The organism is Okeania sp. SIO2B9 (assembly GCF_010672505.1).
Classification (GTDB): Bacteria; Cyanobacteriota; Cyanobacteriia; order Cyanobacteriales; family Microcoleaceae; genus Okeania; species Okeania hirsuta.
The window spans coordinates 1-2,590 of sequence record NZ_JAAHGK010001107.1; the positions used below are offsets into that span (position 1 = coordinate 1).

Sequence of the window (2,590 nt, forward strand, 5' to 3'; positions counted from 1 at the left end):
TGACATCTCCTCCAAAAGAGGGAGTAGGCAGCTTTGCTGTAGGCAGTAGGGAACCCACCCCTCGCCCCTCCCCCTCCCAGGAGGGGAAATAATTGATAATTTATGTGTGATAATTGATTTGATTTTGGATTTTTACCAGATTTCTAATACACATAATTTTCATTTAGAAAATCTCTTCTTAAAGATATTACCACTTAATATCATGTTTAGCCAAGCACCAATAATAGAGTTTTGTAATTGTACATTTAACACAATAAATATCATTAAAATTTGCCAGCGTAACGATAAATAAAGATTTGTATATCTGTAATTAAATTGACTTTAATAACGTGGTAAATTGTAAATTTTAGGTAATACTTATATATTTTTTTCGACGAAAATTTTATTTTCAAAATAAGTTCAATGTAAGCATTTCCTGCGGAATGCTGCGCAAACAGCTTTTTAATGAATGAAGCAAACATTCGTTTTTCTACTACATTCTCAACTAAAGATTCATACTATTAAGCTTTGATAAAAAAGCAATTTTATCCTTTAAAGCTGATAACGCAGTTCCGACCATAGGAGCCTAGCTGAAGTCCACATTTCCTCGGATAAGAGGCTAGCTGACTGCTGAATGCTTACAGTTAAATGGATGAAGATAAGGAGGTTTTTTATTAGCTAAACTCCCTTATCTTCGGTAGTAAAATCAAATTTTAGCTTTGCGGAAAAGCTATCAATAACTTTTGTAGTGAATGACAACAACAACCAAATATCATTCACTAATTTATTTGTAATAGCAGTTGAAGGAAAAATTAGGACAAATAGCAGTCGAAGGAAAGGTTAGGACAAATCAAAATATTAAAATTAAGGCAACGTCAGATTTTTCCTTCTTCCTTCTTTAATTCTTTCTTCTGCTATAGCAATGTGCGCTGGCATATTTACAAATTGCAGGAATTGTCCAATAGCTAAAAGTCTTATATTATCAGCAATTTATTCCCCCTATTGCCTTCCGGAGCTGTTGCCTGTTGCCTGCGCACAGCGCTATAACTGACCGGTGACAAAATCCTAAAACAATTACAAATCAAAAATGATTGACTTTTAACTTTTGAATGCATGACTGTCTTGAGTGCGTCTTACATTCTGAGGTTTCCTCAGAATTACGCACTCGCTCTTAACTTCCACGTAGCGGCACTAGTACCTTTTAATCTAAAAGCTCATGTTGAAAAAACTATCTCTAATTACTCGTTCTTCCTTTCGTCAAGTATCATACCCATTAATATCTGTAATGGTCGCTGCTAGTTTATGTGCAGGTACAGCATCTCCCAGTCAAGCTATTCCCTGGGGAGAATTAATTTTCCAGAGTATTCAGATGATTCAAATTTCTAACCTGTCTGACCGCCAAGAAGTTGAACTTGGTAAACAAATTAATCAACAATTATTAAAACAGAGAAATCTTAAAATTTATCGCGATCGCGCAGCTAACGAATATATTAATAGAATTGGCCAAAGATTGGCTACTGCCAGTCCCCGTCCAGACATTCCCTATACTTTTCAAGTAGTAGAGGATGACAGTATAAATGCTTTTGCCACTATGGGAGGTTTTGTCTATATCAATACTGGTTTAATGAAAGCTGCAGAGAACGAAGCAGAATTAGCTAGTGTTGTTTCTCACGAAATTGCCCATATTGCTAGTCGTCATGCAGTAAAACAGTTACGTCAGACATTATTGGCCCAGGGTTTAGCTACTGCAGCAGGTGTAGATGATAGTGTTGCTGTCCAAGTTGGGGTAGAATTAGCATTACGGCGGCATAAAAGTAGGGAGGCAGAATTTGAAGCGGATGCAATAGGTATTGAAACATTAGGTAGAGCGGGATATGCTCAGTATGGTGCAATTACATTTATGGAAAAATTGCTAAAAAAAGGTTCTCCACCATCTTTTCTTAGCACTCATCCCGCAACATCAGCGAGGATCGAGCAAATGAAACAAATGATTGATCCGGAATTTGCTTACAATGGTGATGGGTTGGATGATAGACGTTATCAGGTTATTGTAAGTCAATTAATTCCGTAGTTAAAATTCACTGAAAAATTGGGTCTGAAATGTAAGCATTTCCTGCGGAATGCTGCGCAAACAGCAGTCAGCTACAGCTATCAGCTATTAATTTATTGCCTTGAGAGCAGGAATTAGTATTAAAAAATTCAAGGAGAATTATAAAATATGGGAAAAAAACTGACCTTGACCTTAGCAGTGTATATACATTATCTATGAAACAGCTAAAAGCTGACCGCTAATAGCTGAATGCTTACTCTGAAATTTCCCCCTTCTAGGGGAATTTTTTCATTTTAGGGAATAGGGAATAGGGAGCAAGGGGAAATTTGTTGGTGCAGCATTCCGCACGAAAATAATATTCTCGCTTCAACAGTTATATACAGCAGATTTCAGGTAAATGAGGTACACATAAGAATGGTAAAGTGTTTCCAGTGCGGGCATCTTGCCCGCGACTGATGTATCTTACTAATATGAAATACGTTTTCATTAATCGATAATGGATAATTGATAATTAGGGTTTGCTGAATAAAGTCTGTTGGTGGGGGTAGGAGACAGGAGACA

The 2,590-nt window shown here is 36.7% G+C and carries 1 protein-coding gene; it reads left to right on the top strand.

Annotated elements, in window-relative coordinates; all coding sequences use genetic code 11:
• The first annotated feature begins 1,195 nt into the window (after nucleotides 1-1,195).
• Nucleotides 1,196-2,050, top strand: a complete 855-nt coding sequence (locus F6K13_RS27845) for a M48 family metallopeptidase (protein WP_287289111.1) — start codon at nucleotides 1,196-1,198, stop codon at nucleotides 2,048-2,050.
• Nucleotides 2,051-2,590 lie beyond the last annotated feature (540 nt).